Source organism: Actinoplanes sp. NPDC051475 (assembly GCF_040689425.1).
GTDB lineage: Bacteria > Actinomycetota > Actinomycetes > Mycobacteriales > Micromonosporaceae > Actinoplanes.
The window spans coordinates 26,634-51,672 of record NZ_JBFAZZ010000003.1 but is presented as its reverse complement, the minus strand read 5'-3'; the positions used below and the strand labels follow the sequence as shown (position 1 = coordinate 51,672).

Here is a 25,039-nt window from a genome sequence, read left to right as displayed (position 1 = left end):
ATCAGTGCGGGTGGTGCACCTCCTGGAGCCGGTAGACCGGGGTCGGTATGCCCTCGTAGCGGGCCTTGAGCTGAAGCGCGAGGTAGAGCGAGTAGTGCCGCGACTGGTGCAGGTTGCCGCCGTGGAACCACAGGTTCTCCTGCTGCGTGGGCTTCCACATGTTGCGCTGCTCGCCCTCCCACGGGCCGGGGTCCTTCGTGGTGTCCGAGCCGAGGCCCCAGACCTTGCCGACCCGGTCGGCGGTGGCCCGGTCCACGATGTCGGCGACCCAGCCGTTCATGGAGCCGTACCCGGTGGCGTAGACGATCAGGTCGGCCGGCAGGGTCGTGCCGTCGTCGAGGACCACCGCGTCCTCGGTGAGGTGGTCGACCTGACCCTGGGCCAGCTTGATCCGGCCGTCCGCGACCAGGTCGGCGGCCCCCACGTCGATGTAGTAGCCGGAGCCGCGCCGCAGGTACTTCATGAACAGCCCGGAGCCGTCGTCGCCCCAGTCGTGGCGGAACCCGGCCTTCTCGAGGCGGGCGTAGAAGTCGGCGTCGCGCTCGGCCATCCGCTCGTACAGCGGGATCTGAAACTCGTGCATGATCCGGTACGGCAGCGAGGCGAAGATCATGTCCGCGCGGTCCGTCGTGACCCCGTTCGCGACGGCCCGGTCCGAGTACAGGTCGCCGAGGCCGATGTCCATGAGGGACGCCGACTTCACGATGTGCGTGGACGAGCGCTGCACCATGGTGACGTCGGCATCGTGCTCCCAGAGCGCGCCGCAGATGTCGAAGGCCGAGTTGTTGGAGCCCACGACCACGACCCGTTTGCCCCGGTACGCCTCAGGCCCGGGATGCTCGCTGGAGTGGTGCTGCTCGCCGCGGAAGACGTCCTGACCGGGCAGCCGGGGCCGGTTGGGCTTGCCGGACATGCCGGTGGCGAACACGAGCTGGGCGGGCCGCAGCTCCACGGACTCGCCGTCGCGGTCGACCACGACCCGCCAGGTGCGGCTGCCGGCGTCGAAGGTGGCGGACCGGACCTCGGCGCGCGACCAGTAGGGCACCTCCATCACCCGGGTGTACATCTCCAGCCAGTCGCCGATCTTGTCCTTCGGCGCGAAGACCGGCCAGGTGTCCGGGAACGGCAGGTAGGGCAGGTGGTCGTACCAGACCGGGTCGTGCAGGCAGAGGCTCTTGTAGCGCTTGCGCCACTGGTCGCCCGGGCGGTCGTGCCGGTCCAGGACCAGCGACGGTACGCCCAGCCGCCGCAGCCGCGCGCCGAGCGCGATCCCGCCCTGACCGCCGCCGATCACCACGACGTACGGCTGCTCGGTGCGCCCGACGGCGTCCTGTTCCCGCTCCCGCTCCTCCTTCCACGAGTGGCGGCCCTTGCGCAGCTCGTGCTCCACGCCCTGCGGCCGGCGCTCCTCGAAGCCCTTGAGCTCGCGCAGCGTGGTGAGCAGCGTCCAGGCCCGGCCGTCGCGCAACCGCAGATGGGCGGTGCCGCGCCCGGCCCGGGTCTCGAAGCGCAGCCACGCCTCGGTCACCTCGTCCGCCTCGGCCGGCTCCTCGGTGAGCGCGAAGCCGGACGGTTCCACGTCGTCCAGCCGGTCCGCGAGCAGGGCGGCCACGCCGGCCCGGCCCTCGACCGTGGTGATGTTCCAGGTGAACGCGACGAGGTCGCGCCAGAAGCTCTCGACGGCGAAGAGGCCCGCAGCCCGTTCGCCGTCCCGGTCACGCAGCGCGGACTCGAAAGCCCCGAGCCACGCCTCCACCCGCTCTCGTGTCTGCGTCATGCCCTCAGGACACGGCCGGCCCCCGTACGCGCGAAAGGGTTGCACCGTATTGCACGGGATCGACTGTGGCGGCGATCACAAGCGCCGGGTTACAGTCGCCTGGACATGGGCGCTTTCAACGCCATCCTGCCGGGCACCGATCTCTCACGGCATGCCCGCGACCTGAGGCGCGTCCACCATGCCGTGCTCAGCGGCGGCCGTACGCCTTTGCGCCCGCGCGCCGTCGTGGAGCGTTCCTGGGCCCGGGTGCTGCGCGCCGGCCTGCACCCCGACCGGGCCAACGCGCGCGACCCGTACCGCCCCGACGAGGTCGAGCGCCGCCGCCGCGAGTCGCCGCTGCACGGCGTCATCGACGAGCTCGCCCATGTGATCCGCGACGTCGCGCTCATGGTCGTCACCGACGCCGACGGCGTGATCCTGTGGCGCGCCGGCGCCCCGGCCACCCTGCGCCGCGCCGACGGGCTCGGCTTCCGCGAGGGTGCGATGTGGACGGAGTCGGTGGTCGGCACCAACGCCATCGGCACCGCGCTGGTCGAGGCCGCCCCGGTGCAGCTCTTCTCCGCCGAGCACTTCGAGCAGGCCCAGCACGCGTGGTACTGCGCCGCCCACCCGCTCCACGATCCGCGGACCGGCGAGCTGCTCGGCATCGTCGACGTCAGCGGCCCGGCGCTCACCCTGCACCCGGCGATCGCGGCGCTGGTCGAGACCGGCGTACGGCTGGCCGAGTCGCAACTCTGGCGGCACCACGCGGCCCGTCTCGACCGGTTGCGGCGCTCCGCGGAACACGTGGCCGGTGCGGCCGGCGGTCCGCTGCTCGTCGTCGACGATCAGGGCTGGGTGGCGCACAACCGCGGCGTCGCCGGCCGTGACCGGATCGGTGCGCCGCGGGCCGGGACCGCTCTGGCCGTACCCGGAATGGGATTGTGCCTGCCCGAACGCCTCGCCGAGGGCTGGCTCGTCCGTCCGGCCGGACGGCCCGGCGGCATCCGCGCGACCCTGGACCTGACCGGCGCGCCGGTGCTTGCGGTGACGGGGGAGGGCGAGGCGTGGCGGTCACCGCTGACGCGCCGGCACGCCGAGATCCTCACCCTGCTGCACGCCGCCGGCCACTCCGGCCTGACCGCGGGACGGCTGAGCAAGGCCCTGTACGGAGACGGCGAGCACGTGGTCACCGTGCGCGCGGAGATCTCCCGGCTGCGGCGTGCCATCGGTGCCCTGGTCGCCACGAACCCGTACCGTCTGGCGGACGGTGTCGTCCTCGAGATGGCGGGCTGAGCGGTGGCGGGAGTCAAGACGGTACGCACGGGCGCCAGCGTGGGTGACTTCCTGGCCGCAGTGCCGGACCCGAAGCGCCGGTCCGACGCGCAGACCCTGGTCGCCCTGATGGCCGAGGCCACCGGAACCGCCCCCGAGATGTGGGGCGACAGCATCGTCGGCTTCGGCTGCTATCACTATCGGTACGCCTCCGGCCAGCAGGGCGATTGGCCACCGGTCGGGCTGTCCCCGCGCAAGACGGCACTGACCGTGTACCTGTCCGCGGGCTACGACGAGCACCTGCTGACGAGGCTCGGCCCGCACCGCACCGGCCGCTCCTGCCTGCACCTGCGGCGGCTCTCCGACGTCGACCCGGACGTGCTGCGCGCGCTCATCATCAGCGGCTTCCGCAAACTCGACGGAAAGACCCTCACCGCGGATTGATCCGTTCTGGGAGCGCTCCCGTATTCCTCGCCGAGGTCCTCTGACAAGGAAGGCTCAGGCGAAGATGCAATTCTCCCGTAGTTCCGCCCGCCGCTGGCAGATCGCCGGCGTCGCTGCGGTCGCCGTTGCCCTGACCGGTGCCGGGCTCGGTGTGGCCTCCGCCGGCGAGACCGCCGCGCCCACGGTCAGCTGTCCCGCCGTCGCGGGCGCGCTGGGCGCCGTGCCGGCCCGCGCCCAGGCCGAGATCCAGCGCAACCTCGCGCTGCTCAACACGCAGATCGGCGAGGCGAACAAGCGGCTGGTGACCAGCGCCGGCGAGGGCGGCCCGAACTTCATCCAGAACGCGATCCTCGGGCCGCTGAAGGACAAGCGCGTCGCCGCCATCAACCGGATGGCGACCGCGATCGGGCGCTCCGCGCCGAAGCCGAACCTCGACGTGCAGCGGCTGGCGACCTGCACGCTGAACCAGAAGGGCGGCGGCGTGGCGGCCCCCGAGCCCACGGCGGTCACAACTGCCGCACCCGCGGCCGGCGGGGGCACTGGTGCCGCGCCGACCGTCGCCTGCCCGGCGGTCAGCGGCCTGCCGTCGATCCCGGCGCAGGCCCGCGACGAGGTCGTGCGCAACCTCGAGCTGCTCGACACCCAGATCGCCGAGGCGAACCGGCGGCTGGCGACGACCGTCGGGCAGGGCGGCCCGAACTTCATCCAGAACGCCATCCTCGGCCCGCTGGCGGACAAGCGCGTCGCGGCCCTGAACCGGATCGAGACGGCGATCGGCCGGCACGCGGCCAAGCCCGAGGGTCTGGAGCGCTTCGCGCCCTGCACCCTCGCCCGCTGACCGGCTCCGCGCGAGGCAGCTGACCGGCTCCGGCGCGAGCCGGCCGGACGCTCCGGCGTGGTGAGCGCCGCCCGCACGGGCGGCGCTCACCGGCCGTTGTGCTCGTCCAGCGCCCGGATCAGCTGCTCGAAGTCGACGACCCCGCGATGGTCCGGGGCGAGCGCCACCATGTCGGCGAGCAGATCCATGATCCCGGCCACCACCGTGCGGATCCGGTGATACAGGTCGAGATCCTCCCGGATGCCCTGCAGGTCGTTCTGCCGGACCGTCAGCATCGCCTGGTTGAGGTCGGCCGCCTTGCGCTCCCAGAACCTGACGTACGACACCTGGGCCAGCGGGTCGAACAGGTTCGCATCCGGCAGCACGATCGGGAACACGCGCCGGGCGAACTCGGGCCGCGCCGCGATCTCCGTCAGCTCGAACATGCAGTACTTCGACCTCAGGTACTCCTGGTCGATCACGACGATCACCGACTTCCCGGCGCCCAGCCGGCGCATGTAGGCGCGGATCGGGTCGCGGTAGCGCACCTCGTTCTCGTCCCGGCGTACCTGCATCCCCCGGCCGCTCAGCCGACGCTCGATCTCGTCGACCAGGCGTTCGGCGGTGCCGCCCCGCTTGTAGGAGACGAAGACCTCCGGCGGGGCCTTGGGCGCGGCCGCCTTGCCCTCGCGCATGCCGCCCGCCGGTTCCCCCGCGTACTCGGTGGTCTCGTCCATCGGCAGGTCGGCCAGCAGGGCCTTCGGGTCCATCATCCGCCGGCTCGCCCGGCACTGGATCTTGTCGTCGGTCCGGGCGAAGTCGGCCAGCTCGGCGATGGCGAACATGGTCGGTTCCTCGGCGGCGGAGCACAGCTCGCAGTCGCACGGCCGGTACTTGGTCACCCTGATCTCGGGGTAGGAGCGGTGGATCCGCACCAGCGCGCGGTCGATCACCGCGAGCAGCGTGTGCCGGTCCGGCCCGGTCACGCGCAGGCGCAGGCGGCGGCGGTGGTAGTCCTCCGCGATCTCCGCGCGGCTCGTCCTGTACGCCAGGACCACGCCCGTACGCCAGACCGCGTCGCCCTCGATGAGGTCGTGCAGCTCGACGATGACCCGCCGGACGATCCCCTTCGGCATCACCGCGTACTCGTAGCGCAGCGACAGGCTGCCCCGGTCCTCCCAGTCGTATTCCGGTTTGGTCGGGGTCAGCAGCTGCGGCGCCACGTAGATGTCGGAGCCCGGCACCGGATAGCACAGGGCGAACTTGACCATCAGCCGGATCAGCTCGTCGTGCATGTCCTGGTACATGGGCTCGTGCCAGATCCGCTGCAGCGTCTCGCGCCCGAACACGCCGTGCGCGTTGATGATCTCCTCGTCGTCCAGGACCCGGTAGACCGCGCCGGTGCCCCACTCCGGCTTGAGGATGACGGTCTTGCGCAGCAGTGGGTCGTCCTGGAAGTAGAGGCAGATCCCGAGGTCGTGCAGGAAGCCGCCGAGCTGGCGCATGTCGTCCGCCCGGACGAAGCCGTGCGCCCGGCAGATGCCGAAGAACTCGTCCGCGGTGATGTAGTCCCGCGTGTTCTTCTCCAGGGTCGTGCGCACGTCGCGCCACGTCTTGGGCAGGGCGGTGCCGATGTGCGGAAGCGACTCCAGCTCACGGCGGATCCGGCCGACGGCCGCCTCCAGCCCGCTGTTGTCCGACAGGTCCAGGCTCAGCGTGCCGACCAGATTCGGGTACGCCTGCCGCAGCGTACCGAGGTCGAGGGCCTGGGTACGGCCGTGCTTGCGGTTCTGGACCACCAGCAGCGGGCTGCCGCCACTGAGGAGGTTGACGACCTCGAGCCAGTACTGGAAGTCGGTGTCCTCGCGGCGCTCGTCGGAGACCAGCACGTACACCGAGCGCTTGGTCAGGAAGAACTGGTGGGTGGCGTGGTAGATCTCCTGGCCGCCGAAGTCCCAGATGTTGACCCGGAAGTCGCGCTCGAGCAGGCGCTCGCCCTCGCTCTCGACGACGCGGACCACGGCGGGGAACTTCCACGGGAAGACGTCGATGCCCTCGGTGGTCTCCTCGGTGTGCCGCAACGCGTACGAGGGGTTGAGGACCTTCTTGGCGAGCGACGTCTTCCCCGCGCCGGGCTCCCCGACGATCAGCAGCTTGGCCTCGGACAGGTAGTCCTGCCCGGCCTCCCGCCGCTGCAGCCAGTAACTCTTGATCGCCTCGAGCCCGTTGGCGGCCACCTCCGGCGGCGGCACGACGAGGCTCGGCGGGATGGGAGCCTGGAGCCAGTGCTGCTCGCCGTGCCACGTGAGGTTCAGCTCCGTCAGCTGCTCGAGATGGAGGATGTCGGCGGGAATCCACTCGAGCGGACAGCAGGACAGATCCAGCCGGGTGAGCCGGGGCAGCTGCCACACCCCGTCGGGCACCTGCCCGAACAAGTTGTACGAGAGATCGAGGCTGGTGAGCTCCCGGGCCCGGTCGACCGCCGCCGGCAACCGCGAAAGCTCGTTGTGCACGAGGTCGAGCGAGGTGAGCCGGGGCAGCTCGAACAGCCACTCCGGCAGGGCGGGCGGCCAGACGCCGATCAGGGACAGGTGCGTCAGGGCGGTCAGCCGCCGCATCGCCTCGGGGATGTCCTGCAGCGGATACCCGATGATGCGCAGCTCCCGCAGGTAGGGCTGGCTCTCGATGACCCGCTCGAGGCACCGCATGACGACACCGAGATCGGCGCGCCACTGAGCGGCCGTGGCCGCCATGCCGTCACCCTTGGTGAAGGTCGAGATGACGCCGAGACTGGACAGCGAGAGCCGCCCCTCGTCGGCGAGCCGGGTGAGATGCTGCACCGCCTCGGGCGAGGTCCGCGAGGTGATCCGCACGGCGTACACCCGATCGACCCGCAGCGAACCGCCCCGGCACCGCCACAGCGTCTCGGCGTTGACCGCGAGGTACGCCTCGTTCAGCGCGGGAACGCTCGACAGCTCGACAGAGCGCGCGTCGATGGTCTCGAGGCCGGGAAGCTCGCTCAGCCACGACGGCAGGGCGGTGATCGGGCTGGTGCCGAGCCGCAGCGATCGCAGGCGCGTGAGGCGGAGAACCGCGGGCGGAAGCCGGGTGAGGATGCGCTGCGGATCCATCTGGAAGAGGTTGAGCTCCTCGGCACCGTCCGCGACCATGGCGTGGAAGTCGCCCTGCGTCATCCGGACCGGCCACGACAGATCCTCCGCCACCACTCGACACTATCCGCGCGCCGGCACGAAGACCATGGTGGTTAATCGCTCGCCCCCGGCCATGATCTGTACCTACCCTCGACCACCATGGACATGACCCTCGATCTGCGCGGCTTGATCCGGGAGAGCGCCTGCACCGGCTGCGGCGTCCGGATCCCGGCGAGGATCGCAGGGCCGGGCGAAGACCGGTGCTGCGCCGGATGCGGGAAGATCCTCAAGCTCGACGTGGTGGTGGTCGGCGAGCGCCTCGGCCTGGCCGGGCGGATCGCTTCGCAGGCGGCCTCATACTGGTCGCCGGAAGCCTGCCGCGGGTCGGGCCGGTGGCGTCGCTCTGCGCGGTGGCGGTCCTCCGTGACCCGGCGCCGTACGACGACATCGCCACCGCGGTGGTCCGCGATCCGATCGGGGTGCCGCGGATATGGGCCACGCTGATCGGCGCGTCTGGTCTGCGCCGCGCTGGGCTCCCCCGGGGCGCGCCTAGATCTCGCCGCCGTCGTTCCAGCCGCACCGGGGACATCGGACGCCCGCGTACAGGTCGTCACGCTCACGGTCGATCTGGCTGTAGGGCTCGAGGTCGCGCGCGAGCAGGCCGCATTCCGGGCATCCGAGCGCCACGCCATAGCCGCGGAAGTACCGATACTCGAGGCCCGCTTCCTCGATCTGCTCCTGCACGGCCTTGATGTACTCGGCGTCCGACCCGATGCCGAGGATCCTGCGGGCGACCGCGACGGTTCCGTCGTGCCGGCCGTCGATGCAGGCGATGGGGCGGAGCATCGCCGGCAGGTCCGTATCGTCCAGGAGAACGGGGATGATGCGGGTGGCGCCGCCCGCGAGCTGGGCGGCGAGCGCCGTGGCCAGCTCGGCCTCCACCCATCTGCTGGCCGCGGCGTTGGCCGACCAGATCACGACGACCGTGTCGGCGGCTGCCAGGGCCTCGCTGATCCTGGTCGGGAATTGATCGCCCGGCTGGACCCTCCACTCGTCGAACCAGACGTCCGCGCCGGCCAGATGCAGCTGGGCCGCGAGCTGGCGGACGACGTCCTTGTCCAGGTGGTTGTGGGACAGGAAGACGGGCATGTGCCCAGAATGCACCGCCCGGCGCGGCGCCCCTCGATCGAGTGGGACGCCGCGCCGTATGGGTCACTGCAACTGCAGGGGTACGACGTCCGGGGCGCCGAGGCGGGCGGCGTCCGCGGTCTCGTCGTCCGGTTGTTCCTGGGACGCTCGCTCCGCCTCCACGCGCAGGCGGTAGTTCTCCACCTCGCGTGCCCGTTGTTCCTTCGTCCAGCCGAGGACGTCGCCCATCAGGTCGGCGGCCATCGGGGCCGCGGTCACCCCGCGGTCGAAGGTCTCGATGGAGATCCGGGTACGGCGGGTCAGCACGTCCTCCAGATGACGGGCCCCCTCGTGGCCGGCCGCGTAAGTGATCTCCGCCCGCAGGTGGTCGTCGGCTCCGTCCAGCGGCTTGCCCAGCGACGGGTCCTCGGTGACCAGGTCGAGCACCTCGTGCACGAGCGAGCCGTACCGCTTGAGGAGGTGTTCGACGCGGGCCACGTGCAGGCCCGACTCCTCGGCGAGGACGCGCCGGCGGTTCCACAGGGCGGTGTATCCCTCGGCGCCCAGCAGCGGTACGCGTTCCGTGCACGAGCGTGGCACCGAGCGGCCGAGGCCGTGGATCGCCGCATCGATCGCGTCCTTGGCCATCACCCGGTACGTGGTGTACTTGCCGCCCGCCACGACCACCAGGCCCGGCGTCGGGCTGGCGACGGTGTGCTCGCGGGACAGCTTCGACGTCGACTCCGACTCGCCGGACAGCAGGGGGCGCAGTCCGGCGTAGACGCCCTGGACGTCGGAGCGTTCCAGCGGCCTCGCCAGGACCTGGTTGACCTGGTTCAGCAGGTAGTCGATGTCGGTGCTGGACGCCGCCGGGTGGGACTTGTCCAGGGCCCAGTCGGTGTCGGTGGTGCCGATGATCCAGTGGCGGCCCCAGGGGATCACGAAGAGCACGCTGCTGGGCGTACGGGTGATCAGGCCCGTGGACGACTGGATCCGGTCGCGCGGCACCACCAGGTGGATGCCCTTGCTGGCGCGCACGTGGAACTGGCCGCGCTCGCCGACCAGCGCCTGGGTGTCGTCGGTCCACACGCCCGTCGCGTTCACCACCTGCTGGGCGCGGATCTCGAAGGTGCGGTCGTGTTCCAGGTCGTGGACGCGGACGCCGGTGACCCGTTCGCCCTCGCGCAGGAAGCCGACCACCTCCGCGCGGGAGGCGACGTGGGCGCCGTACGCGGCCGCGGTGCGGGCCAGGAACATGGTGTGCCGCGCGTCGTCGAGCTGCGCGTCGTAGTACTGCAGCGCGCCGACCAGCGCGTCCTTCTTGAGCGCCGGGCAGGCTCGCAGCGCGCCGCGGCGAGAGAGGTTGCGGTGCCGGGGGAGGCCGCCGTGGGTGGTGGCCATCAGGTCGTAGAGCTGGACGCCGCTGCCCGCGTACAGCCGTTCCCAGACCCGGTGTTGCAGCGGGTAGAGGAACGGTACGGGGCGGGTCAGGTGGGGCGCGAGCCGTTGCAGGATCAGCCCGCGTTCCCGCAGTGCCTCGCGGACCAGCGCGAAGTCGAGCATCTCCAGGTAGCGCAGCCCGCCGTGGATCAGCTTGCTGGACCGGCTGGAGGTGCCCGAGGCGAAGTCGCGGGCCTCCACGAGCCCGACGTTCAGGCCGCGGGTGACGGCGTCGAGGGCGCTACCCGCACCCACGACACCGCCGCCCACGACCAGCACGTCCAGCTCGCCCTCGGCCATGGCGGTCAGAGCCGCCTCGCGACCGGCGGGTGAAAGAGCTGTGTTGTCAGTCAACGTCTACCCAATCGAGAGTGCGCTCGACGGCCTTCTTCCAGCGGCCGTACCCGTTCTCGCGTTGCTCGGCGGACCACTCCGGCTGCCAGCGCTGCGATTCGTTCCAGTTCTCGCGGAGCTCGTCGGTCGACTTCCAGAAGCCGACCGCGAGCCCGGCCGCGTACGCGGCGCCGAGCGCGGTCGTCTCGGCCACCACCGGCCGGCTGACCGCGACGCCGAGCACGTCGGCCTGGATCTGCATGCAGAGGTTGTTCACGGTGATGCCGCCGTCGACCTTGAGCACGTCCAGGGTCACGCCGGAGTCCTGCGCCATCGCCTCGACCACGTCGCGGGTCTGGTAGCAGATCGACTCGAGGGTGGCCCGGGCCAGGTGCGCGTCGGTGTTGAAGCGGGAGAGCCCGACGATCGCGCCGCGCGCGTCGGAACGCCAGTACGGCGCGAACAGGCCGGAGAAAGCCGGTACGAAGTAGACGCCCCCGGTGTCCGGGACCGAGGCGGCCAGCGTCTCGCTCTCCGCCGCCGAGTTGATGACGTGGAGCTGGTCGCGCAGCCACTGCACGGCCGAACCCGTGACGGCGATCGAGCCCTCGAGGGCGTAGACCGGCGCCGCGTCACCGAACTTGTAGCAGACCGTCGTGAGCAGGCCGTTCTCCGACCGTACGAGCTCGGTGCCGGTGTTGAGCAGCATGAAGTTGCCCGTACCGTAGGTGTTCTTGGCCTCGCCCACGTTGAAGCAGACCTGGCCGACCGTGGCGGCCTGCTGGTCGCCGAGGTCGCCGGTGAGCGGCACCTCCCCGCCCAGCGAGCCCGGGAACCGGGCGACGCCGTAGGTGTTGGGGTCCGACGAGGGCCGGATCTCCGGCAGCATCTGCCGCGGGATGTTGAAGAACCCGAGCAGCTCGTCGTCCCAGTCGAGGGTCTCCAGGTTCATCAGCATGGTGCGGCTGGCGTTGGTCACGTCGGTGATGTGGTTGCCGCCGTCGACGCCGCCGGTCAGGTGCCAGAGCAGCCAGCTGTCCGTGTTGCCGAAGATGGCGTCGCCGCGCTCGGCCGCCTCCCGGACCCCGCCGACGTTCTCCAGGATCCACTGGATCTTGCCGCCGGAGAAGTACGTGGCCGGCGGCAGGCCGGCCTTGCGCCGGATGACGTCGCCGCGCCCGTCGCGGTCCAGCGCGGAGGCGATCCGGTCGGTACGGGTGTCCTGCCAGACGATCGCGTTGTAGAGCGGCCGGCCGGTGCGCCGGTCCCACACCACCGTGGTCTCGCGCTGGTTGGTGACGCCCAGCGCGGCCAGGTCGCTCGCCTGGATGTTCGCGTTCTGCATCGCGGTACGGATGACCGTGGCCGTCCGGTCCCAGATCTCGTTCGGGTTGTGCTCGACCCATCCGGCCTGCGGCAGGATCTGCTCGTGCTCGAGCTGGTGGCGTGCCACCTCGTTGCCGCCATGATCGAAGATCATGAAACGGGTGCTGGTGGTGCCCTGATCCACTGCGCCGACGAAGTCAGCCACGTCGTGCCTCCACGGTCTCGGGGGTTTCTGGGGTGGGAAGGCGGCCCGGTTCCGGCGGTTCCTCCTTGGGCAGGAAGCGCCCGACCAGACCCTGGTACAGCCCGGCGCCGAGGAGGCCGCCGAGAATCGGTGCCACGATCGGTATCCAGAAGTACAGGTAACCGGTCTGATCGCGGAACGCCCCGCCGTACCCGGTGAAGTAGCTCGCCAGGCGCGGGCCGAAGTCACGGGCGGGGTTGATCGCGTAACCGGCGTCGGTGCCCCAGGCCATGCCGATGCCGACCACGAGCAGGCCGATGATGAACGGCGCCAGGTTGGCGGCCGGTGGGGTGCCGGCCGCGTCGGTGATGGCCAGGATCAGGAACAGCAGGATCGCCGTGCCGATGATCTGGTCGCGGAAGGCGCCCCACTCACCGACGGGAAGTGTCCCGTTTCCCGGCAGGGTGGAAAAGACGCCCTGCGTCTTGATGGTCAGGTTCGGGTCCGCCTGGTGGAGGACCTCGGTGTAGTTCCACCGCACCACCAGTGCGGCGACGAAGGCGCCCAGGAACTGGGCGGTGCAGTAGGGAGCCACCTTGCGCCACTCGAAGCCCTTGAAGGCCGCGAGCGCGATGGTGACCGCGGGGTTGAGGTGTGCGCCGCTGATGCGTCCGGCCACGTAGACGCCGAGCATCACGCCCAGGCCCCAGGCCCAGGCGATGCTGTCGTGGTCGCCGATGCCGCCGCCCACTACCTGCGCGACGACACCGACCCCGAAGAGGATGAGGATCATCGTTCCGGCGAACTCGGCGGCGAGTTCGCCGGCGAGTCCCGGAATCTTCAATCGTGCTGCCATGGGGAGAAGCTATGAACGACGTCACAGCGGGGCAATGAACGCCGTTCGGCATTGCCGAACGAATGCGGGGGTGGCCGTTCGACATTGTCGAACGCGAACCGGTGGGCTCGGGTTACGTCGTGGCATAGAGTCCGTAACGTGCCCGGAACGGTCCAGTCGATCGAGCGAGCTGCCGCGATCCTGCGGATGCTCGCCGGCGGCTCGGGGCGGCTCGGGCTCGCCGAGATATCCCGCTCGCTCGATCTGGCGAAGGGGACGGTGCACGGGATCCTGCGCACGCTGCAGCACGTCGGCTTCGTGGAGCAGGACCGGGCGTCGGGCCATTACCAGCTCGGCGCCGCCCTGCTGCACCTGGGCACGAGCTATCTCGACATCAACGAGCTGCGGTCCCGCTCGATCAACTGGGCGGATCCGCTGGCGGCGCGCTCCGGCGAGGCCGTCCGGATCGGCACGGTTCTGGAGGGACGCGTGCTGGTCGTGCACCACGTGTTCCGTCCCGACGACACCTTCCAGACCCTCGACATCGGCTCGCTCCTGCCGCTGCACGCGACCGCACTGGGCAAGGTGCTGCTGGCGTACCGGGCCGCCCGGCCGGAGGCCTCGCCCGAACGCTTCACGCACCGTACGCTCGTCGCCGCCAAGGATCTCGCCGCCGATCTCGAGAAGGTGCGCGAGGTGGGATGGAGTGCCGAGATCGAGGAGTACACCGTCGGCCAGGCGGCGGTCGCGGCACCCATCCGCGGCTACGGCGGCCTCGTCGTCGGCGCGATCGGCGTGTCCGGCCTCGTCGAGCGCATGTGCGACAGCCGGTACCGGCCGCACCAGCGGCTGGTCGGCTACGTCCGCGACGCCGCCCGTGCGGTCTCCCGCGATCTGGGAGCCGCCCGGCACTGAACCGCAGGGGAGGGACCTCATGACCGAGCGCTACGTGGTCGCGATCGACCAGGGAACCACGTCGACGCGGTGCATCGTGTTCGACCGGCGCGGCCAGCTGGTGTCCCTCGCCCAGCAGGAGCACAAGCAGTACTTCCCGAAGCCGGGCTGGGTCGAGCACGACGCCGCGGAGATCTGGCGCAATGTGGAACGGCTCGCCCCGCACGCGCTGCACCGGGCCGGGATCACCCTGGACCAGGTCGCCGCGGTCGGGATCGCCAACCAGCGGGAGACGACGGTGGTGTGGGACCGGCGTACGGGGGTGCCGATCGGCCGCGCCCTGGTCTGGCAGGACACCCGGACCGACTCGCTGGTGAATCGCCTGCTCACCGAGCCGGGCGCCGCCGAGGTGCAGGATCGCGCGGCGCTGCCGCTGGCGACGTACTTCTCCGGGCCGCGGCTGCGCTGGATGCTCGACCACACCCCCGGCCTGCAGAAACGCGCTGAGCGCGGCGAGGTGCTCTTCGGGACGATGGAGACCTGGCTGATCTGGAACCTGACCGGCGGCCTGCACGTCACCGACGTGACCAACGCCAGCCGCACCAACCTGCTCGACGTGCACACCCTCGACTGGTCACCGGAGTCGCTCGACTTCTTCGGCATCCCCCGGGCCATGCTGCCCGAGGTCAGACCCTCGGTGGCGGTCTTCGGGACCGCGGCGGCGGGTTTCCCGGGGGTACGGATCGGCGCCGCGCTCGGCGATCAGCAGGCCGCCCTGTTCGGCCAGACGTGCTTCACCCCCGGAGAGGCGAAGTGCACCTACGGTACGGGCAGCTTCCTGCTGCTGAACACCGGCACGGAACTCGTCCGCTCGGACAACGGGCTGCTCAGCACGGTCGCGTACCAGATCGGCGACGAACCGGCCCACTACGCGCTGGAGGGCTCGATCGCGATCACCGGCTCGCTGGTCCAATGGTTTCGCGACCAGCTGGAACTGATCGCCAGCGCCCCGGAGATCGAGACGCTGGCGCGGACGGTCGCGGACAACGGCGGCTGCTACATCGTCCCGGCCTTCTCCGGCCTGTACGCACCGCACTGGCGCTCCGAGGCGCGCGGGGTGATCGTGGGGCTGACCTCGTACATCACCAAGGGCCACCTGGCCCGCGCGGTCCTGGAGGCGACGGCCTGGCAGACCCGCGAGGTGGTCGACGCGATGAACGCCGACTCCGGCCTCACCCTGAAGACGCTCAAGGTCGACGGCGGGATGACGGCCGACAACCTCCTCATGCAGTACATCGCGGACGTCCTGGACGTCCCGGTGGTCCGCCCGCTGGCCTCGGAGACGGTGTCGCTGGGCGCGGCTTACGCGGCCGGCCTGGCGGTCGGCTACTGGCCGGACCTGGAAGACCTGCGGCGCAATTGGCACCGGGCGGCTCAGTGGCTCCCGGCGATGGACCCGGGCCGCCGCGACTCGGAGTACAAGAACTGGCGGCGCGCGGTGGAACGCACCTTCGACTGGATCCAGCCCGACTGACGGAGTGTCCCTCGCCTCGAAAACCCCCTCAAGGCGGAAGAATCGGGCCAAGTCCTCCCGTTCCCTCCGCCAGGAGTCCCGATGCAACTGCTCCACGTCGTCGCCACACCCCGCTCGACCGTCTCCGCGACGCTGCGCGTCTCCGACGCCTTCCTGGAGCAGATCCGCACCGCGTGCCCGGCCACGGAGGTCGAGACGCTGGACCTGTTCTCCGCCGACATGCCCGCGCTCGCCGGCCAGAACATCGACTCCAAGTACGACCTGATGCGCGGCCACCCGATCGAACCGTCCCGGGCCGCTCCGTGGCGGAGCATCGAACGGCTCATCACCCAGTTCCAGCGGGCGGACGTCTGCCTGATCTCGTCGCCCATGTGGAACTTCAGCATCCCGTACGCGCTGAAGTACTACATCGACGCGATCGTGCAGCCCGGCTACCTGTTCGCGTACGGCGACGACGGCGTGCCGGCCGGCCTGTGCGGAGGCAAGAAGCTGGTCTGTGTCACGTCGCGCGGCGGCGACTACTCGGCCGGCAGCCCGATGCAGCCGTTCGACATGCAGGAGCCGTACCTGCGGACCATCTTCGGGTTCGTCGGGATCACCGACATCGAGTTCGTCAACGTGCAGCCGATGGACATGGACGAGGCGCGCCGGGCGGCCGCGATCGAGACCGGCATCGACAGGGCCCGCCGGCTGGCGGACCGGCTGGCGCCGGCCCTGCAGGGCTGAGCCTTCGGACGACCGGGGAGTAGGTCGGCCATTCACGGGTATCTCCGGCGTGACGCTGCGGCTCAGGGGCCGTGCGGCGGGCGGGAGGCGTGCGGTGGCGACCAGGGAACCGGCGGAGATCGCTCACGCGGCGGTGGCGACGGGCGTCAAGAAGGCCGAGCTGCGGTGGGACAAGACCCTGGTCGGGTCGTTCCTGGCCGGGGCGTACATCGCCTTCGGCGGGCTCGTCGCCATCACGGTGTCGTCCGGGCTGGACCCGAAGACGTGGGGGACTCTGCCCACGTTGTTCACCGGGGCGGCGTTCACCCTCGGGCTGGTCCTGGTGCTGATCGCGGGTTCGCACCTGCTCACCGGCAACATGCTGCTGGTGCCGATCAGCGCCATGCAGGGCCGGCTCGGCTGGGGCGACGTGGCCAGGAACTTCACCCTCGTGCTGATCGGCAACCTGGCCGGCGCCGTGTTCGTCGCCTACTTCCTCGCCGTGCAGACCGGGGTCATCGGGCATCTCGGCAGCGACGCCGGGACCTCGGGGGCGATGACCTACGACCGGCTCGCCGCGATCGCCGGGGCCAAGGGGCTGCACGAAACCGACTGGCAGATCTTCCTGCGGGCGGTCGGGTGCAACTGGCTGGTGTGTCTCGCGGTGTGGCTCTCGCTCGCCGCGGATTCGGTATCCGGCAAAATTCTGGCCATTTTCTTCCCCATCATGGCGTTCGTCGCGATGGGATTCGATCACGTCGTCGCGAACATGTTCTTCCTGCCGGCCGCCATTTTCGCCGGAGTGCCGGACATCGGCTGGGACGCCACGCTGCGGAATTGGTTGTTCGCATTTCTCGGTAATCTCGTCGGCGCGGTGGTCTTCGTGGCCACGTCCTATTGGTACCTGTATCTGCGCGAGGAGCCCTCGAAGGAGACGCCGCGCGAGCTGACCTGACCGGGCCGGGGCGAAGGTGGCGTCCGGACACCACCTTCGCAGGCCTCCGGCCGATCAGAAGTCGAAGAGCGCACCGGTCTCGCGCAGCATCTCGCAGTGGTTCGGGAAGGTCTCGCTGTAGCGGACCGGCCGGCCCTCCCAGAAGCCGACCGCGGTGGCCGTGACCGGCATGTATTCGCGGGTGCAGAAGCCGTCCGGCTCGACGTCGAGCGCGGCCAGGTCGCCGTCGACGGAGGCGACGGTGGCGCACGCGTCGGCCGAGCGGGGGTGGTCGCCGGCCGGCGGCCGGCAGCTGAGCAGGGTGACCCTCGGCTGATGGCCGGCGGGGCCCTGCACCATCAGCGCCAGTGTGGAGGCCGGGGGCGCGGTGGCCGCCGCGGCGGGGGCGGCCAGGCCGAGAATGCCGGCGCCGGCGGCGCAGAGGGCGAGCAGACCGGCGGCGCTGCGGGTCGCTGTCTTCACTGTTTCTTCCTCCTTGTGTTCCACCCGTTGTGCGGGTTTCTCCGCCCGGCCTTCGTGTGGCGCGGGCCATGGGAGAGCCTAAGGAAGAAATGGGTCCTTTCCGGGAACAGCTTGTTGCATTTATCGGTGGTGATGAATCCCGGGCCGGCCGGGCCCGTCGCTATACTGCCGGACACGCATCGGGGGAGCGGAGGCGACGTGCGGGTTCGGTGGTCCACAGCAGCTGTCATGGGAATCGTCGCGATGGGTGCGACCGCCTGCGCGAGCGACGCCGGACCGGTGGTCGCCGGGACGACCCCGGCCGCCCAGTTCGCGGTCGGCTCGTGCATCGGTCCCCGCACCGGCCCCGGCGTCGGCGACTATCGCGAGGTCGCCTGCGCGGATCCCGCGGCGACCGGTTCGATCCTGTCGCGCTCCGTCTCGTCGACCCCGGGTGTGGCGGCCCAGCTGGGCCGCCTGTCGATCGCCTGTCCCGACGCGACGGACGTGGTCGTCGAGCTCTCCGAGCTGGGGCCGCCGCTGGACGGCGACAGCCCGGCCGGCTACGTCTGCATCCGCAACCTGAAGGCGCCGCACCCCGGCGACCCGGGCAACGGCGGCGGACCCGCCATCGTGGTGGGGGACTGCGTGGCCGCCTCGAGCGGCGGCGACGTCCAGGAGATCCGGTGCGCCGACCGCGCCAAGGCGAAGACCCGCTACCGGGTCGTGACGGTCGAGACCGTCAAGGACTCGCCCGCGGCGGCGCTGGTCAGCCCGTGTGCCGCCGGAACCGACGCGTCCTTCGTCCTCTCCCGGCACGGCGGTGAGCGCCGGGTGGCCTGCGCCAAGCGACTCTAGACGAAGGCGCTCAGGCCCGTCACCGCGCGGCCCACGATCATCGTGTTGATCTCGCGGGTGCCCTCGTACGAGTACAGCGCCTCGGCGTCCGCGACGAAGCGGCCGATGTCGTAGTCGAGCACGATCCCGTTGCCGGCCAGCAGCTCGCGGGCCCAGCCGACCACCTCGCGCATGCGGGTCGTCGTGTACGCCTTCGCCAGCGCCGAGTGCTCGTCGCGGAACTCGCCCGCGTCCTGCAGCTGGGCGAGCCGCACGCAAAGGCCCAGCGACCCGGTCACGTTGCCCAGCATCCGCACCAGCAGGTCCTGGACCAGCTGGAACTTGCCGATCGGGCGGCCGAACTGCTCGCGCTCCTTCGCGTACGCCAGGGCGATCTCGTACGCGGCCAGCATCACCCCCACCGCCTCCCACGCCACCCCGCTGCGGGTCTGGCGCAGGATCTTCGCGGTGTCCTTGAACGTACGGGCGTTCTGCAGCCGGTCGGCCTCCGGGACCTCGCAGTCGGTCAGCGTGATGTCGGCGTTCTGCACGATCCGCAGCGCGATCTTGTTCTCGATCTTCGTCGCCTCGAAGCCCGGGTTGTCCTTGTGCACCACGAAGCCCTTGACCTGGTCGTCCTCCAGGTCGCGGGCCCACACCACGGTGAGGTCCGCGAAGGTGGCGTTGCCGATCCAGCGCTTCTTGCCGTTGAGGATCCACCGGTCGCCCTCGCGGCGCGCGGTGGTGCGCAGGCCGGCGGCCACGTCGGAGCCGCCGGTCGGCTCGGTCAGCGCGAAGGCGCCGATCGCCTCGAAGGTCCGCATCGCCGGAAGCCAGCGTTCCTGCTGCTCGGGGGAGCCGCACGTCTCGATGCTGCCCATTGCCAGGCCGGAGTGGACGCCGAAGAACGTGGCCATCGAGGCGTCCGCGTGCGCCATCTCCAGCGCCAGCCAGCCGGACAGCAGGTTGGAGTGCTTCGCGCCGGCGATGCCCAGATCGGCGAAGCCCTTCACGAGCGGGAACGGGAACTCCGCGCGGGCCCAGTGATCGTTGGCGATGGGGACCACCTCGGCCTGGAGGAAGGCCCGGACGCGGGTGACGATCTCCGCGTCCTCCGGCGTGAGCAGGTCCTGGAAACGGTAGAGGTCACCCGTGAGCAGCTCCGACATGCGGGCCTCATACCCAGATGACCGGCTCACTAGACTTCGGGCTCATGCTCACCATGCAGGAGGCGCTCGCCCGGCTCACCGCGTACTGGAGTGATCAGGGTTGCCTGGTCGTCCAGCCGATGAACACCGAGGTGGGCGCGGGCACCCTCAACCCCGCCACGTTCCTCCGGGTGCTGGGGCCGGAGCCGTGGCGGGTGGTGTATCCCGAGCCGTCCGTGCGGCCGGACGACTCCCGCTACGGCGAGAACCCCAACCGGCTCCAGACCCATACCCAGCTCCAGGTGATCCTCAAGCCCGACCCGGGCAACCCGCAGGAGCTGTACCTGGGCAGCCTCACCGCGCTCGGCATCGACATCGCCGCCCACGACGTGCGGTTCGTCGAGGACAACTGGGCCTCGCCTGCCCTCGGCGCGTGGGGGCTGGGCTGGGAGGTGTGGCTCGACGGCCTGGAGATCACCCAGTTCACCTACTTCCAGCAGGCCGGCGGGCTCGACCTCGAACCGGTCTCGGTGGAGATCACGTACGGCATCGAGCGCATCATCATGGCGCTGCAAGGCGTCACCCATTTCAAGGACATCGAGTACGCCCCCGGCATCGACTACGGCGAGGTCTTCGGCCAGTCCGAGTACGAGATGTCGCGCTACTACCTCGACGACGCCGACGTGGCCGCGACCCGGCAGCTGCTCGAGCTGTACGCGACCGAGGCGCAGCGCCTGATCGACGAGGGCCTGCCGGTGCCCGCCCACACGTTCGTCCTGAAGTGCTCCCAGGCGTTCAACGTGCTCGACGCCCGCGGCGCCGTCTCCACCGCCGACCGCGCCGCCGAATTCGCCCGCATGCGCCGCCTCGCCGGTGACGTCGCCCGGCTCTGGGTGGCCCGCCGCGAGGAGCTCGGGCACCCGCTCGGCGTGGCCGGGCCGCTGCCCGAGATCGCCGCCCCGGTTGCGGCGCCGGCGCACGACGACGGTCCCCGGACGCTGGTCCTCGAGGTCGGCACCGAGGAGATGCCGCCGTCCGAGGCCCGCAACGCCCGCGACCAACTGCGGCGCACGCTCACCGAGCAGCTCGGCCAGACCCGCCTCGCCCACGGCGACGTCCGGGTGTACGCGACCCCACGCCGCCTGATCGCGGTCGTGCCGGGCGTGGCCGCGCGCGAGGACGACCACACGCAGACGGTCAAGGGGCCCAAGGTCACCGCGCCGGCGAAGGCCCGGGAGGGCTTCGCGCGTTCTCAGGGCGTACCGGTGGAGGCGCTGGAGACCGCGGACGACTACCTCGTCGTGCGCCGGCACGTGGCGGGCGGCGCCGCACCCGGCGTGCTGGCCGGCGTGCTCGCGAAGACCGTCGCCGGGCTGCGCTCGGCGAAGAACATGCGCTGGAACGACCCCCGCCTCGCCTTCACCCGGCCGATCCGCTGGCTGGTCGCCCTCCGGGGCGACGACCTCATCCCGGTCACGGTCGGCGCGCTCGAGGCGGGCCGCGAGACCCGCATCCTGCGGACGGCGCAGACGCCGTTGCTGAGCATCGCGTCCGCCGAGACCTTCATGGAGACCATCTCGGTCAACGGCATCCTCGCCGACCCCGACGACCGGCGCGAGCTGATCGTCACCGGAGCCCAGGACCTCGTGTACGGCGAGGGCCGCGTGGACTTCGGCACCCTCGTCGACCAGCTCGTCTACCTCGTGGAACAGCCCACCCCGCTGCTCGGCCGCTTCGAGGAGCGCCACCTGGACCTGCCGGACCCGGTGCTGACCACGGTCATGCGCAAGCACCAGCGCTACCTTCCCGTACGCGACGACGACGGCGCCCTGCTCCCGATGTTCGTGACCGTCGCCAACGGCCCGGTCGACGTCGACCTGGTCCGCAGGGGCAACGAGGCGGTGCTGCGAGCCCGCTACGAGGACGCGGCGTTCTTCTACCGCGCCGACCGCTCGACCCCCGTAGCGGCGATGCGCGAACGGCTCCACCGCCTCACCTTCACCGACAGACTGGGCAGCATGGCCGACCGCGCGGGCCGCATCGACGCACTCACCGCCCTGCTCGCTCCGGCCGCCGGCGTCACGGCGGACGACGAGGAGATCGCCGACCGCGCCGGCGAACTCGTCAAGTTCGACCTCGGCTCCCAGCTCGTCACCGAGATGACCAGCCTCGCCGGCGTGATGGCCCGCGACTACGCCCTGCACGCGGGCGAGTCCCCGGCCGTGGCCCAGGCCGTGTACGAGGCTGAGCTGCCCCGCCACGCCGGCGACGAGCTGCCGGTGTCCGTACCCGGAGCACTGCTTTCCCTGGCCGACCGCCTGGACCTGGTCGCGGGCCTGGCAGCGACGGTGGGCCTGCCGACCGGCAGCAGCGACCCGTTCGCGGTCCGCCGCGCCGTGCTGGGCCTGCTCGCGGTCCACCGGGCGCACCCGGACCTGTCCGGCATCGACCTGTTCACCGCCCTGGGCTGGGCGGCGTCGCTGCAACCGGTCGAGGTGGACCCGACCGTGCTCGCCGGCGCGCAAGAGTTCATCACACGGCGCCTCGAGCAGATCCTCACCGAGGAGGGCCACCCGGTCGACCGCGTCCGGGCCGCGCTGCCGCACGCGGGGCGCCCGGCGGTCGTGGACCGGCTGCTGGCGCAGCTCGGGCGGCTGGTCGCCGAGCAGGACTTCCGAGATGTGGCGGAGGCGATGCAGCGGGCCCGCCGGATCGTTCCTTCAGGGACGCCGGCCGGCTACGACCCGGCGCAGCTCAAGGAACCGGCGGAGGTGGCGCTGCACGAGGCGGTGTCGTCGGTCCGCTCCTCGCTCCCCGAAACGCCGGATCTGACGCGATTCACCGAGACGGCGGCGCCGATCACCGCGCCGGTCGCACGGTTCTTCGACGAGGTGTTCGTGATGGCGGACGATGTGGCCTTGCGCTCGGCGCGGCTGGGATTGCTCGCCACGGTGCGGGATCTGGGGGAGGGCCTGCTCGACTGGCGGGAGCTGCGGCTCTAAGCGGCCTCGATGGCTTCGAAGATGTCCGCGTCGACCTCCTGCTGCCAGAGGGGCAGCTCCTCCCAGGGGGCGACGTAGGACGGTTTCGGGTCGGGGATGTGCAGGTAGATCTGGGCGGTCCAGCAAGCCGCGACGAACTGGCTCTTCTGGGTGCGGGTCAGGCGGCGGCGGCGCCCTCGCTCGCGCGCACGAGGTCGACGACGAGATCGTGGACGGCGGCGGCACTCCGCCGCTCCCAGTCCGGAGTCTCCTCCCAAGGGGCGACGTAGCCGGGCTTCGGCTCACCGGGGAAACGTTTCACTACTCCGGCGATCCACGCCTCACGGAAGATCCTGCCGCCGTCGGTCGTCACTGAGCTGCCTTTCGGTCGAGTCGCTCAAGGCGAGATGCGCTGGCTCGTTGTGATCAAGCGCCGCGGAACCGTCGTGGACCACCCTGAGCGTGGCCCTGTCAGCGATCCCGCCACGACAGCGGCGAGAGTTTCATCGCGGCTTCGGCGAGTCTGCGGCTGGTTCCGGTGTACAGGTGTCGGCGCGCCGAGTCGATCCAGCCCTCGGTGCGCGACACGCCGGCCTCCCGGTATTCGATCGCTTGCAGCAGCATCTCCAGCTTGTCAGCGTCCTTCGCACAGCGGGCTTCGAGGGTTTCGCGCGACTCGTACTCCGCCACGGCGTCGCGGACCAGCTGTCGCGACCGATTGGGGAGCCGTTCCGTCTGATCGGCGGTGATCTTCCGCGGGTCCGGCTTGGTCAGATATGCGCCGGCGGTATGCGGGATGTCGCCGGTACGAGTCTCCTGACTGTCGTGCCACAGCGCCAGGAACGCGGCCCTGGCCGGGTCGGCTCCTTCCTCAGCTGCGATGAGTGCGGCAAGCTGCGCAGCGCGCATGGTGTGCTCGGCGACCGACTCGGGATCGTCGACGCCGGCGTGCCACCAGCCGGAACGCCGGACGCGCTTCAACAGCCCCAGCTCGTATCCGAAGCCGGCGAGCCCCTCAGCGTCCTCTGACACGATGTTCCCCTCTACCGGTCGGCAGCACGGACGGCGTACTGGAGCCCTGCGAGTTGATCACGCTGGCTGCGTGCGAGGGCGTCGCAGGACGCGAGCCTATCGAGAACTTCGGTAAGTGAGTCGCGGGCGGCGTGCTGACCGCTGAGCAGGGATGGGCGCGACGCTACGAGGGTGTGCAAAGTGGAAAGGTTCAGAGGTAGCTGAGGCGATTCGGGATCGACCCTCCGCAGCAGGTGGTGCAACATTCGTACCCCGGCCCACGCCCGCGTGTCGGCGTCCACCATGAAGTCGTCGGTCGTCTGTTCGTCGCCGAGTTCTCCGATCCAGTAAGCCCAGTAATTCAGGTTCGCCACTTCGCCGATCTGTCCTGTCATGTGATGGGCGAAGTCGCGAAGGGAGCTGCTGTCGCCGGCCACGGCCATCGCAACCGACGCGGATCGCGCTTCCAAGAGCTCCGTGATGTTTCCTTCCCGCGGCCGACGTCTGCGCGCCCGTTGCCACTCGGCCCGTAGCCAATTGGCGGCCTCCGCTCGGCCGTCGAAGCCGAGAAGGTAAACGGCCTGACGACGCAGCAACGCATCAGTCGAGAGATCGGCACGTTCCACCACGGTGAGCAAATGGTCGAGAAAGCGCGCACGTTCCTCCGCGCTCAACGAGGGATGCTCGGGCGTAGGACCGCGCCGAGCAACCCGGGGCACGAACAGCTGAAGGTGTTGCGGCTTCTTGCCGAGAATGGGCCACAGGATCAGGTTGGTGATCGTCCACCGGTGAACACTCGCCGCGAGCGGATGACTGTCCGGGTCCACCCAGCTGTCAGCAGCGGTGATCCCGGTCGCCAGCACCTGATCCGCCTCGATCGCTTCACGGAGGTGACGCCCGGTCGAGGCCGGAGCCCCGGCGCGGCACAGCTGACCGCATAAGCGGATGAAGTCACCGGCGCCGACGGCTGAAAGGGGCCGGCGACCGGATTCCCAGCCCTGGATCGTGTTGACGTCGACGCCTAGGAATTCGGCGAGTTTCTCCTGCGTCATGGCCGCCGACTGGCGAGCAAGTCGCAATATGAAGCCCGAGACAGGAGCGTAGGTACGCGAACTCTGACTACCAGTCAGGGTTTTCCGTCGGTGCGCCACGCGCGTCCTCTTCTCGCTCTGCTCTGGACCGCTTACGCGTACTTGCGGTCAGTTCCGCACGGCGGTTTCCGATCGTACTCTTGACCAATCGATGGACATCGCGATCACGGCGGCGTCGACATCGAATACTCCGTAGGGAGGCCGAATGGAAGAGGCGAAGCACGTCGGCGAGTCTTTCCGGTGCCGGATGCGACGTCGTCGGCGGGAACTGCTCGAGGATCTGGGGTGGACGCCGCGGAGGCAGGGGCGTGAGACGGTCTTGGAAGCTGCCGCACGCCATGACGAGGAAGAGCGCACAGCGGCGCGCCGCCGCCTTTTGGAATCGGCGCACAGTTGGGCGGCTGCACCCACCGAAGCGCTACCGATCACTCGCCCGCTTCTGACGCCTGGCGCTGCATGGCGCTGCGGCCAGAGCAAGGAGGGCTCACCATGATGCGAGACGACTTGGTGGAACAGTTGGCGGCGCTGCCCCCGGACACGGACATCGGCATTCGCATCGGCGAGGACCACGTGGACATAGCCGATCTCGTGCCATGGGGTGACGGCGGCTTCGTCGCTCTCGTCTGCTCTCCGGCCGATCTGCGCGACGTGCTCCTCGACCGGACGCCGGCGGCCCCGCTGGCACCGCGTACGCGGTAGGGCTGTCCCCCAGGCTGGGGTGGTGGGCAGCCTCGTTCCCGGGCGCGGGCGAA

20 protein-coding genes and 1 pseudogene are annotated in these 25,039 nt (G+C 70.5%); 10 read left to right on the top strand and 11 right to left on the bottom strand.

What is annotated here, in order from left to right; genetic code table 11:
• Position 1 precedes the first annotated feature (1 nt).
• Positions 2–1,777 (bottom strand): NAD(P)/FAD-dependent oxidoreductase, encoded by a 1,776-nt coding sequence (locus AB0368_RS07560; protein ID WP_366152974.1) that lies wholly within the window; start codon positions 1,775–1,777, stop codon positions 2–4.
• A gap of 105 nt (positions 1,778–1,882) precedes the next feature.
• Here AB0368_RS07560 and AB0368_RS07555 point away from each other — a divergent pair, with 105 nt between their 5' ends.
• From AB0368_RS07555 to AB0368_RS07545, 3 genes are all read left to right on the top strand, one after another.
• A complete protein-coding gene (locus AB0368_RS07555) occupies positions 1,883–3,052 on the top strand; it encodes a hypothetical protein (RefSeq protein ID WP_366152973.1) in 1,170 nt (389 codons plus the stop codon).
• A 3-nt stretch (positions 3,053–3,055) separates the two neighbouring features.
• Positions 3,056–3,475, top strand: coding sequence for a DUF1801 domain-containing protein (locus AB0368_RS07550; RefSeq protein WP_366152972.1), 420 nt, complete (start codon positions 3,056–3,058; stop codon positions 3,473–3,475).
• A gap of 64 nt (positions 3,476–3,539) precedes the next feature.
• Positions 3,540–4,313, top strand: coding sequence for a hypothetical protein (locus AB0368_RS07545; protein WP_366152971.1), 774 nt, complete (start codon positions 3,540–3,542; stop codon positions 4,311–4,313).
• An 86-nt stretch (positions 4,314–4,399) separates the two neighbouring features.
• On the opposite strand, the gene AB0368_RS07540 is transcribed toward AB0368_RS07545, so the two are convergent.
• The 5 genes from AB0368_RS07540 to AB0368_RS07520 all read right to left on the bottom strand — a co-directional run bounded on the left by AB0368_RS07540 (position 4,400) and on the right by AB0368_RS07520 (position 12,711).
• Positions 4,400–7,516 carry a COR domain-containing protein gene (locus AB0368_RS07540; RefSeq protein WP_366152970.1) on the bottom strand — a complete coding sequence of 1,039 codons (3,117 nt, stop codon included), beginning with the start codon at positions 7,514–7,516 and terminating at the stop codon, positions 4,400–4,402.
• 477 nt (positions 7,517–7,993) lie between these two features.
• Complete coding sequence (locus AB0368_RS07535) at positions 7,994–8,593, bottom strand: toll/interleukin-1 receptor domain-containing protein (RefSeq protein WP_366152969.1); 600 nt, start codon at positions 8,591–8,593, stop codon at positions 7,994–7,996.
• Between the two features lie 63 nt (positions 8,594–8,656).
• Complete coding sequence (locus AB0368_RS07530; RefSeq protein ID WP_366153347.1) at positions 8,657–10,312, bottom strand: glycerol-3-phosphate dehydrogenase/oxidase; 1,656 nt, start codon at positions 10,310–10,312, stop codon at positions 8,657–8,659.
• A gap of 46 nt (positions 10,313–10,358) precedes the next feature.
• Complete coding sequence (gene glpK, locus AB0368_RS07525) at positions 10,359–11,876, bottom strand: glycerol kinase GlpK (protein ID WP_366152968.1); 1,518 nt, start codon at positions 11,874–11,876, stop codon at positions 10,359–10,361.
• Positions 11,869–12,711 (bottom strand): MIP/aquaporin family protein, encoded by an 843-nt coding sequence (locus AB0368_RS07520; protein ID WP_366152967.1) that lies wholly within the window; start codon positions 12,709–12,711, stop codon positions 11,869–11,871. The genes glpK (AB0368_RS07525) and AB0368_RS07520 overlap by 8 nt, the downstream gene beginning before the upstream one ends.
• Before the next feature lie 138 nt (positions 12,712–12,849).
• Between AB0368_RS07520 and AB0368_RS07515 the strand changes: the two genes are divergently transcribed.
• From AB0368_RS07515 to AB0368_RS07500, 4 genes are all read left to right on the top strand, one after another.
• Positions 12,850–13,605 (top strand): IclR family transcriptional regulator, encoded by a 756-nt coding sequence (locus AB0368_RS07515; protein ID WP_366152966.1) that lies wholly within the window; start codon positions 12,850–12,852, stop codon positions 13,603–13,605.
• Between the two features lie 19 nt (positions 13,606–13,624).
• Positions 13,625–15,118: a glycerol kinase GlpK gene (gene glpK / locus AB0368_RS07510; RefSeq protein ID WP_366152965.1), complete on the top strand. Its 1,494-nt coding sequence runs from the start codon at positions 13,625–13,627 to the stop codon at positions 15,116–15,118.
• A gap of 81 nt (positions 15,119–15,199) precedes the next feature.
• On the top strand, positions 15,200–15,844 hold the full coding sequence (locus AB0368_RS07505; protein WP_366152964.1) for an NAD(P)H-dependent oxidoreductase: 645 nt from the start codon (positions 15,200–15,202) through the stop codon (positions 15,842–15,844).
• A gap of 94 nt (positions 15,845–15,938) precedes the next feature.
• Positions 15,939–16,778, top strand: coding sequence for a formate/nitrite transporter family protein (locus tag AB0368_RS07500; protein WP_366152963.1), 840 nt, complete (start codon positions 15,939–15,941; stop codon positions 16,776–16,778).
• Positions 16,779–16,832: 54 nt separating this feature from the next.
• On the opposite strand, the gene AB0368_RS07495 is transcribed toward AB0368_RS07500, so the two are convergent.
• Positions 16,833–17,240, bottom strand: coding sequence for an SSI family serine proteinase inhibitor (locus AB0368_RS07495; protein ID WP_366152962.1), 408 nt, complete (start codon positions 17,238–17,240; stop codon positions 16,833–16,835).
• A 228-nt stretch (positions 17,241–17,468) separates the two neighbouring features.
• Here AB0368_RS07495 and AB0368_RS07490 point away from each other — a divergent pair, with 228 nt between their 5' ends.
• Positions 17,469–18,077: a hypothetical protein gene (locus AB0368_RS07490; protein ID WP_366152961.1), complete on the top strand. Its 609-nt coding sequence runs from the start codon at positions 17,469–17,471 to the stop codon at positions 18,075–18,077.
• On the opposite strand, the gene AB0368_RS07485 is transcribed toward AB0368_RS07490, so the two are convergent.
• Positions 18,074–19,225, bottom strand: a complete 1,152-nt coding sequence (locus AB0368_RS07485; protein ID WP_366152960.1) for an acyl-CoA dehydrogenase family protein — start codon at positions 19,223–19,225, stop codon at positions 18,074–18,076. The genes AB0368_RS07490 and AB0368_RS07485 overlap by 4 nt on opposite strands.
• A 17-nt stretch (positions 19,226–19,242) precedes the next feature.
• Here AB0368_RS07485 and AB0368_RS07480 point away from each other — a divergent pair, with 17 nt between their 5' ends.
• Complete coding sequence (locus AB0368_RS07480; RefSeq protein WP_366152959.1) at positions 19,243–22,206, top strand: glycine--tRNA ligase; 2,964 nt, start codon at positions 19,243–19,245, stop codon at positions 22,204–22,206.
• On the opposite strand, the pseudogene AB0368_RS07475 reads toward AB0368_RS07480, so the two are convergent.
• The 3 genes and pseudogenes from AB0368_RS07475 to AB0368_RS07465 form a co-directional block, all read right to left on the bottom strand.
• A pseudogene (locus tag AB0368_RS07475) lies at positions 22,203–22,558 on the bottom strand (hypothetical protein). The gene AB0368_RS07480 and the pseudogene AB0368_RS07475 overlap by 4 nt on opposite strands.
• 98 nt (positions 22,559–22,656) lie before the next feature.
• Complete coding sequence (locus AB0368_RS07470) at positions 22,657–23,217, bottom strand: HD domain-containing protein (RefSeq protein ID WP_366152958.1); 561 nt, start codon at positions 23,215–23,217, stop codon at positions 22,657–22,659.
• An 11-nt stretch (positions 23,218–23,228) separates the two neighbouring features.
• Positions 23,229–24,347 (bottom strand): helix-turn-helix transcriptional regulator, encoded by a 1,119-nt coding sequence (locus tag AB0368_RS07465; RefSeq protein ID WP_366152957.1) that lies wholly within the window; start codon positions 24,345–24,347, stop codon positions 23,229–23,231.
• Between the two features lie 429 nt (positions 24,348–24,776).
• Here AB0368_RS07465 and AB0368_RS07460 point away from each other — a divergent pair, with 429 nt between their 5' ends.
• The gene (locus AB0368_RS07460) at positions 24,777–24,986 is read left to right on the top strand and encodes a hypothetical protein (RefSeq protein ID WP_366152956.1); all 210 of its coding nucleotides are present in this window, start codon (positions 24,777–24,779) and stop codon (positions 24,984–24,986) included.
• Positions 24,987–25,039 lie beyond the last annotated feature (53 nt).

Excerpts from the sequence above, each read along its gene's own strand:
- AB0368_RS07490 (WP_366152961.1), top strand. The coding sequence starts at position 17,469 with ATGGGAATCGTCGCGATGGGTGCGACCGCCTGCGCGAGCGACGCCGGA.
- AB0368_RS07460 (WP_366152956.1), top strand. The coding sequence starts at position 24,777 with ATGATGCGAGACGACTTGGTGGAACAGTTGGCGGCGCTGCCCCCGGAC.
- AB0368_RS07520 (WP_366152967.1), bottom strand. The coding sequence starts at position 12,711 with ATGGCAGCACGATTGAAGATTCCGGGACTCGCCGGCGAACTCGCCGCC.
- glpK (WP_366152965.1), top strand. The coding sequence starts at position 13,625 with ATGACCGAGCGCTACGTGGTCGCGATCGACCAGGGAACCACGTCGACG.
- AB0368_RS07560 (WP_366152974.1), bottom strand. The coding sequence starts at position 1,777 with ATGACGCAGACACGAGAGCGGGTGGAGGCGTGGCTCGGGGCTTTCGAG.
- AB0368_RS07505 (WP_366152964.1), top strand. The coding sequence starts at position 15,200 with ATGCAACTGCTCCACGTCGTCGCCACACCCCGCTCGACCGTCTCCGCG.
- AB0368_RS07530 (WP_366153347.1), bottom strand. The coding sequence starts at position 10,312 with ATGGCCGAGGGCGAGCTGGACGTGCTGGTCGTGGGCGGCGGTGTCGTG.
- AB0368_RS07555 (WP_366152973.1), top strand. The coding sequence starts at position 1,883 with ATGGGCGCTTTCAACGCCATCCTGCCGGGCACCGATCTCTCACGGCAT.
- AB0368_RS07545 (WP_366152971.1), top strand. The coding sequence starts at position 3,540 with ATGCAATTCTCCCGTAGTTCCGCCCGCCGCTGGCAGATCGCCGGCGTC.
- AB0368_RS07485 (WP_366152960.1), bottom strand. The coding sequence starts at position 19,225 with ATGTCGGAGCTGCTCACGGGTGACCTCTACCGTTTCCAGGACCTGCTC.
- AB0368_RS07535 (WP_366152969.1), bottom strand. The coding sequence starts at position 8,593 with ATGCCCGTCTTCCTGTCCCACAACCACCTGGACAAGGACGTCGTCCGC.
- AB0368_RS07480 (WP_366152959.1), top strand. The coding sequence starts at position 19,243 with ATGACCGGCTCACTAGACTTCGGGCTCATGCTCACCATGCAGGAGGCG.